General features: G+C 63.6%; 7 protein-coding genes. 5 read left to right on the plus strand and 2 right to left on the minus strand.

Annotated elements, in window-relative coordinates; translation table 11 throughout:
* The first annotated feature begins 129 nt into the window (after positions 1-129).
* The gene (locus J8I29_RS22420; protein WP_209433351.1) at positions 130-1,092 is read left to right on the plus strand and encodes a hypothetical protein; all 963 of its coding nucleotides are present in this window, start codon (positions 130-132) and stop codon (positions 1,090-1,092) included.
* 43 nt (positions 1,093-1,135) lie between these two features.
* Here the strand turns inward: J8I29_RS22420 and J8I29_RS22425 are convergent, their stop codons facing one another.
* Entirely contained in the window at positions 1,136-1,903 is a 768-nt protein-coding gene (locus tag J8I29_RS22425) for a glucose 1-dehydrogenase (protein WP_209433352.1), read from the minus strand.
* Between the two features lie 123 nt (positions 1,904-2,026).
* A complete protein-coding gene (locus J8I29_RS22430) occupies positions 2,027-2,317 on the minus strand; it encodes a hypothetical protein (protein ID WP_105862124.1) in 291 nt (96 codons plus the stop codon).
* Positions 2,318-2,939: 622 nt separating this feature from the next.
* Here J8I29_RS22430 and J8I29_RS22435 point away from each other — a divergent pair.
* From J8I29_RS22435 to ettA, 4 genes are all read left to right on the plus strand, one after another.
* Positions 2,940-3,392, plus strand: a complete 453-nt coding sequence (locus tag J8I29_RS22435; protein WP_105862123.1) for an NUDIX hydrolase — start codon at positions 2,940-2,942, stop codon at positions 3,390-3,392.
* 153 nt (positions 3,393-3,545) lie between these two features.
* A complete protein-coding gene (locus J8I29_RS22440; protein WP_209433353.1) occupies positions 3,546-4,577 on the plus strand; it encodes a transporter in 1,032 nt (343 codons plus the stop codon).
* Between the two features lie 125 nt (positions 4,578-4,702).
* Positions 4,703-5,467 (plus strand): site-2 protease family protein, encoded by a 765-nt coding sequence (locus J8I29_RS22445; protein ID WP_209433354.1) that lies wholly within the window; start codon positions 4,703-4,705, stop codon positions 5,465-5,467.
* A gap of 114 nt (positions 5,468-5,581) precedes the next feature.
* Positions 5,582-7,237 (plus strand): energy-dependent translational throttle protein EttA, encoded by a 1,656-nt coding sequence (gene ettA, locus J8I29_RS22450; protein ID WP_105862120.1) that lies wholly within the window; start codon positions 5,582-5,584, stop codon positions 7,235-7,237.
* Positions 7,238-7,396: the final 159 nt, after the last annotated feature.

Here is a 7,396-nt window from a genome sequence, read left to right on the forward strand (position 1 = left end):
GATGTTTCCATTTCCGACCGCCGATTGGGGGCTGCCCCCGCCGCCTTGGTGGCCTTTCCCCTGCTTTTGCCTTATTGCGCGGGTGTAAGGAACGAGCCCGACAGGGCAACGTCCGGTTCAGGAGAGACGATGGAAGCGCGCGAACGTATCGGCCTGGCGGCTCTTGGAACGATCGGGCTGGTGTTGTCGATAGGCGGGTTTGTGCTGCATAGCCCAGCCCGGCAATCGGCCGCAGCGGAGGCTGCGATGGCAGGTAGGGAGGCGGCCGATCCGCGGCCGATAGCTGTGGCAAGCCCGGCGGGCCAGGCTCCCGCGGCCGTCCCCCCGGCGCAACCCACCCCCTACGCCGCCTGCCTGCGCAAGGGAATCGGGGTGACGCTCGGCAAGACAGCCCTACGCGTTCCCGGCCCGCCGGCCTTGACCCTGGTGACGGGCGAAAAAGCCGATGAGGAAATCAATTTTTCAACCAAGGCTGGGTTGGAGAAAGCCTGTTCGCAGCCGGAGGTGACGGCCAAGGCACTGGTGCTCACGCTCGAAGCGATGGACAAGCCCTTCGGGGCGGCTGCGGGCTGGCGGGCCGAGTTCTGCAAGGAGGGTGGAGATCGCGCCATGCTCTTCCTGTGCAGCGGCGAGGAACGGCAAGCGGGGGCGCCGCGTTCGCTCGTCACCGTCGCGCTCTATGAACCCGCTTCCTTCCAGGGCGACAGCCTGTTCCAGGCGAAGGCGCCGGACCTCGACAATTTCAAGGCCTGGAAGGACCGGCTGACCAAGGCGGGCACACCGCCTCCCGCCCAGCCGGATGGCGACTATGACATCTATCCGGGCGGAATCTGGCTCGAACGCGATGCCAAATCCGCTGCGCCTTTCCTGGTTTCCTGTGACGTGGATGGCCTGCCTGTTACGGGCCAGCACTATTGCGTCGGCACGCTTGGCCTCCAGGAAGGCCTGCGGGCGCGGCTGGAGTTTCGGACGATGACGCCGGAGATCGGCCGCGAGGCAGCGGCAGCGGCGGCCAACTTCAAGGCCTTGCTGGCAGCCTGGCAGGCCGCGGCGTCGCAGTCCGCGCCGGTCTCTTCCCAGCCCGGAAAATAACCAGTGCCGGAGCGTCGTCGGGTCGACGAGGCCGGACGGCTGCTCAGACGCAGGCCGTGAGGCCTCCATCGACATAGAGGACGTGGCCGTTGACGAAATTGGAGGCATTGCTGGCGAGGAAGACGGCGGCTCCGGCCAGTTCCTCGACCTTGCCCCAGCGTCCGGCCGGCGTACGGGCCTCGACCCAGGCGGAGAAGGCGGCATCCTGCATCAGCGCCGTGTTGAGCTCGGTCTCGATATAGCCCGGACCGATGCCGTTGACCTGGATGTTGTGCCGGGCCAACTCGGCACACAAGGCCTTGGTCATCATGCGCACGGCACCCTTGGCGGTGACGTAAGGCACGATATTGGCACGGCCAAGTTCGCTCATCACCGAACAGATGTTGATGATCTTGCCCGAACGTCGCGCGATCATCCCGCGCGCCGCGGCTTGCGCGACCAGGAAGACGCCTTCGACATTGGTGGATTGCACGTCACGGAAGGCGTCGAGCGGGAAGTCGACGAAGGGGCCCCGGCGTTGGATGCCGGCATTGTTGACCAGGATGTCGAGGCGGCCATGGCGGGCCTCGATGGCCGAGATCGCCGTCTCCACGCCGGCATGATCTGTGACGTCGAAGGCAGCCGCCTCCACGGTCAAGCCCTCTTCGGTGAGCTGGCGGGCGGCGGCATCGAGCTTGGCCTGGTCGCGGCCGTTGAGCACGACGGTCGCACCGGCGCTTGCCAATCCGCGCGCGATGGCCAATCCGATTCCCTGGCTGGAACCGGTGACGAGCGCAATGCGTCCCGTCAAGTCAAAGAAATCCGTGAGCATGGCGACCTCCCGCGGTCAAGCTACAGCGCGGGCAGGGAGGCGGCCAGCGATTTTCGTCTGACCAATAAAAAGGCTCCGAGGCAGACCTCGGAGCCACTCAAGACCGGATCGAACCGGCGAAAATTACTTCTTCACCGTCTCGATCAGCTCGTCATAGGCCTTGCAGACCTCATCGGTCGGCTTTGAGCCGGCGGCCTGGGCCTTGGTGAGCAGTTCCTGCGCCTTCTGCTGCCAAGTCTGGACGTTGGCGGCTGCCTTGGACGGGTCCTTGCTAAGGGCAGCCGTCATGGCCTCCTGCAGATCCTTGCCCTTCTTCTGCAGGGCCTCGACCGTGCAGTTCGAGCTGCTACCGCCGCAGGCTGCGAGGGAGAGAGCGAGAGAGCCGAAAGCGGCGGCGAGCAAGATTTTTCTCATTGGGGGCTTCCTTTCCTCACCGTGGAAGGTCGGTTTTGGATGGCCCAAAACTTCATGGTGCAGCGGCACAGGTGAGAATGCGCCGGCGGCGAACCCCTAGCCGGCCATCACCATGCACGACGTGCGTTTGCGCACACATCGCCCGAATCGAAAGCCGCCCAGTCCCATCGCCATAAGCGAAGCGATGAGCACTTTCAACACAATGCCGCCGCATTCGGCCCTGTACTACCTGGTAACGTGAACGTTATTCACAATGAAAACAGCAAAGTTGCTCCGAGATGACGCACATGTCCCCAGGGAGAGTGGGTCGGATATTCCTCCACGTCCCAATAGTTTTATTGCGTTGCAACACGAGGAGACCGCTGCAAGAGAAAGGGTTGCATACGACAAAAAAATAACAACATAGAGGCCTAAGCGGTGTCATGTCGTGCCGGGATGTCCGATCGGGGGTACGGTGTCGTAAAGCTGCCTGCAAGCTTGTCGTCTATTTCAAGGGATGTGCTTGTTCGAAAGTGGTAGAACAAAGTTGGTGTGAAAAGGCACGTGAATGCTAGGGAATATTTGATAGATTTGCGGTATGAGCAGTGTTGCCGAGTTCAGTGTTAGGGTTCCCTGACGTTATATGGCCAGAGTCGACAAATATCCCGTCACGTCGCCCGTCGCAGCCAAGGAGCTTCGTCAGGTCGGCGCGCTGCCCCTGCGGTTCCAGCGCGGCAAGGTCGAGGTCTGCCTGGTGACCACGCGGGAAACGCGGCGCTGGACCATCCCCAAGGGATGGCCGATGAAGGACCGCAAGGATTGCCGGGCCGCGGCCATCGAAGCCGAGGAAGAAGCCGGGCTGCTTGGCAAGATCGGCAAGGAGCCGGTCGGCGAATATCTCTATTGGAAGCGCCGCGATCTGCATTTCGATCTCGTCCGCGTCTTCGTCTACCGTCTCGACGTCACCGGCCATCTGCCGGTCTGGCGCGAAATGAACGAACGCGAAGTGCGTTGGTTCACGCCCGAAGACGCTGCTCTCCTGGTCGAGGAGCCAGGTCTGTCCGCTTTGCTGGAGCAGGTCGCCAGCCCTGCGTGACAGCGCATGCGCAGCTGTCATCCCATTGTCACATGCATGATCTAGCCCCCTCATGACAGGCGGCGGCCCCAGGGGCGGGGCGTTGCCTTGCACTTGAGGCTATGCGGTGTTCGACCTTGGGCGGGAAGGCGGGGACCGCTTGGCGGAGGCGCCATGGACGGTATTCAGCAGCAACATCTGCCGGGCGTCAATTTCGTGCCGGCGGCCATAGCCGGCCTGATCTGGGCCTATCGCTTTCGTGAGGGCTACGAGCCCGAACCGGTCGATCCTCGTGATGTGCCGGCGGCGCTGGCGGCGGAGGATGGCTGGCTCTGGCTGCATTTCAGCCTGACCGATCGGCTCGCCCGGGATTGGCTGTCGTCCTTCGAGGATCTACCCGAAGAGGTGCGCGCCCTGTTCCTCGCCAAGGACGAGCCGCTTGGCCTGCACACGATCGACCATGTCATCTTCGGCGTCATTGCCGACTTCCACAGCGAACTCGGTGGAGAGAGCGACCATCTCGGCCGCTTGCGCTTCGCGCTCAACGAGAGGCTGGTGATTTCGGGCCGCCGGCATCCGCTGCGCTCGGTGGAGGAAATCCACCGGGCCGTCCAGAAGGGCCTCAACCTGCCAGCCGCCGGGCGCCTGATCGAGACGATCATCGATCGCTTCTGCGATTCCGTCGCCCGCCGCGTGGCCGGCATGACCGATGAGCTCGATACCGCCGAGGACCGCGTCGTCGAGGACATGGCCGCCACAGAGCGGGTCCGGCTGATCGAAGTCCGCCGCATGACGGTCCGGGTCCACCGCCAGCTTTCCTCGCTCTGCCATGTGTTGCGTGATTGGGAGGAACGTTCGGAGGAGGCCGACAAGCCGGCCCTGCCTATCGCGGCCGAACGCCTGGCCGACCGGCTGGAATCGCTCGACCACGACATCCTCACTTTGCAGGAGCGGGCCAAGCTCTTGCAGGATGAGGTCGGTGCCCGGCTGGCCGAAGAGACCAACCGCTCGCTGCGCGCCCTCTCGATCCTGACGGCCCTGCTGCTGCCCGGCAGCCTGGTGGCCGGCATTTTCGGCATGAACACCAAGGATCTGCCTTTTCTGGAGACCGAAGGGGGATTCTGGTTCGCGATTCTCATCGGCGCGGCGGCGACGGCGTTGTTCTACTGGATCCTCCGGCGCGTCGGGGCGGGGCTGCGCATCTGAGGGGCGGCGCAACGGTTCGAGCAAAGCTGTTGTTCTCCAACAGGGCCGAAGCGCCATGCCCTGCTCTTGCGAAACGGAGCGCAAATTCCCACAATAGGGCAACCTTTTTCGAGAACGAGTCCCCCTTGTCCAGAGTTGCGGCGATGCCCTGGCGCCTGAGCGCCAACTTCCTCCCTCTCCTCGCCGTTTTCCTGGTGACGGCCGTCAGCCTCGCCACCGGCTGGTTCGATTCCTCCGTCGCCGTCTTTGCCTTCGTGGTCTCGGGCTGGCTGATCTCGCTATGCCTGCACGAGGGAGCCCATGCGCTTGCCGCCTATTGGGGCGGGGATCGCTCCGTGGTGGAGAAGGGCTATCTGAGCCTCAATCCGCTCGCCTATGCCGATCCGTTGACCAGCTTCGGCTTTCCCTTGCTCTTCCTCATCCTGGGGGGCATCGGCCTGCCGGGCGGGGCCGTCTACATCAACCGGTCCGTCCTCAAGAACCGGCACTGGGATGCCTTCGTGGCCCTGGCCGGACCGATGGCCAATCTCGTCTGCCTGGTCGTGCTGGGCCTGCCCTTCCTGCTCGGCCTGCCGGAGACGACGGGCTCGCCCCAGCTCTGGGCGGGGATGGCCTTTCTCGCCGCGCTGCAGGCTTCGGCCGTGGTGCTCAACCTGCTGCCGGTTCCCGGCTTCGACGGCTTTGCGATCATCCGGCCCTATCTGCCCTACGAGATGCAGGCCCAGGCCAACGCCATCGCGCCCCTGGCGATGATGGGCTTTCTGTTCCTCCTGTTCACCACCCCGGTGAGCAGTGCCATCTGGAACGCGGTGTACCGGCTCGCCGGCCTGTTCGGCGTCTATCCCGACTTTGTCGCGCTGGGCTATTATCTGTTCCGTTTCTGGCGATAGCGTCATTTCCGGGCGAGGCCGGCAGGCAAAACAGGGCTCCGCCCTTGCTCCGCCGTATCAGCTCGGCTACACACCGCCCCAATCCCCTTTCCACGAAAACCCAAGCAGGCAGCGATGGCCGCGTATCAATTCGTCTACCACATGCAGGGTCTGAACAAGACCTATCCGGGCGGCAAGAAGGTCCTCGACAACATTCACCTGTCCTTCTACCCGGATGCCAAGATCGGCGTGCTCGGCGTGAACGGCTCGGGTAAGTCGACCCTGTTGCGCATCATGGCCGGCATCGACAAGGATTTCACCGGCGACGGCTGGGTGGCCGAGGGCGCCCGTGTCGGCTATCTGCCGCAGGAGCCGCAGCTCGATCCGAACAAGACCGTGCGCGAGAACGTCATGGACGGCGTCGCCGCCAAGAAGGCGATCCTCGACCGCTACAACGAACTCGCCATGAACTATTCGGACGAGACGGCGGACGAGATGACCCGCCTGCAGGACGAGATCGACGCCAAGAATCTATGGGACCTCGACAGCCAGATCGACCAGGCCATGGACGCACTGCGCTGCCCGCCCGACGATGCCGACGTCACCACGCTCTCGGGCGGCGAGCGCCGCCGCGTGGCGCTGTGCCGCCTCCTGCTCGAGCAGCCTGAGCTCCTCCTGCTGGACGAGCCGACCAACCATCTCGACGCCGAGACGGTGGCCTGGCTGGAGGGCCATCTGCGCACCTATCCCGGCGCGATCCTGATCGTCACCCATGACCGCTATTTCCTCGACAACGTCACGGGCTGGATTCTCGAGCTCGATCGTGGCCGCGGCATTCCCTATGAGGGCAACTATTCCACCTGGCTGGTGCAGAAGCAGAAGCGCCTCGCCCAGGAAAAGAGCGAGGAAGTGAGCCGCCAGAAGCAGCTCGCTGCCGAGCAGGAGTGGATCGCCGCCAGCCCGAAGGCGCGCCAGGCCAAGTCCAAGGCCCGCATCAACGCCTATGAGGACCTGCTCGCCAAGGCCAATGAGAAGGGGCCCACCACAGCCCAGATCATGATCCAGACCGGACCTCGCCTCGGCGGCAAGGTCATCGAGGTCGAAGGCATTTCCAAGGCCTTCGGCGATCGCCTTCTGATCGACAATCTCTCCTTTTCGCTGCCGCCGGGCGGCATTGTCGGCGTGATCGGCCCGAACGGCGCTGGCAAGACCACCCTGTTCCGCATGCTGCTCGGCCTCGAGAAGCCGGACGCCGGCACTATCACCTTCGGCGACACGGTGCAGCCGGGCTATGTCGACCAGTCGCGCGATGCACTCGATCCCAACAAGACCGTGTGGGAAGAGATCTCCGGCGGCAACGAGATCCTCTATCTCGGCAAGCGCGAAGTGAATTCGCGCGGCTACACCTCTGCCTTCAACTTCAAGGGCGGCGACCAGCAGAAAAAGGTCGGCGTGCTCTCGGGCGGCGAGCGCAACCGCGTGCAGCTCGCCAAGATGCTGAAGGAAGGCTCCAACGTCCTCTTCCTCGACGAGCCGACCAACGATCTCGACGTTGAAACCTTGCGGGCCCTGGAAGAGGCGCTGGAGAACTATGCGGGCTGCGCCGTGATCATCTCGCATGATCGCTTCTTCCTCGACCGCCTCGCCACCCACATCCTCGCCTTCGAGGGCGACAGCCATGTCGAATGGTTCGAAGGCAATTTTGAAGCTTACGAGGAAGACAAGAAGCGGCGCCTGGGCATCGATTCGACCATTCCCAGGCGCATCCAGTACAAGAAGTTCTCGCGCTAAAGGAGCGCCTCGAATAGCCGGACAGGTTTGAGAGTATTAAAAGGCAAGGTAAGACACGGGAGATGCGTGTCTTACCTTCTTAGTCTCCCGTGAAGTAGTCGCGTTCAAGGGGCTTTGCCGTTGGCGGTGCGCGATCGCGAGCCGACGAGCGCGGCCAGG

Origin of the sequence: Labrys sp. LIt4 (assembly GCF_017813775.1) — a bacterium.
GTDB classification, from domain to species: domain Bacteria; phylum Pseudomonadota; class Alphaproteobacteria; order Rhizobiales; family Labraceae; genus Labrys; species Labrys okinawensis_A.

Coding starts and splice junctions, on each gene's coding strand:
- J8I29_RS22420 (WP_209433351.1), top strand. CDS start 130: ATGGAAGCGCGCGAACGTATCGGCCTGGCGGCTCTTGGAACGATCGGG.
- J8I29_RS22425 (WP_209433352.1), bottom strand. CDS start 1,903: ATGCTCACGGATTTCTTTGACTTGACGGGACGCATTGCGCTCGTCACC.
- J8I29_RS22430 (WP_105862124.1), bottom strand. CDS start 2,317: ATGAGAAAAATCTTGCTCGCCGCCGCTTTCGGCTCTCTCGCTCTCTCC.
- J8I29_RS22435 (WP_105862123.1), top strand. CDS start 2,940: ATGGCCAGAGTCGACAAATATCCCGTCACGTCGCCCGTCGCAGCCAAG.
- J8I29_RS22440 (WP_209433353.1), top strand. CDS start 3,546: ATGGACGGTATTCAGCAGCAACATCTGCCGGGCGTCAATTTCGTGCCG.
- ettA (WP_105862120.1), top strand. CDS start 5,582: ATGGCCGCGTATCAATTCGTCTACCACATGCAGGGTCTGAACAAGACC.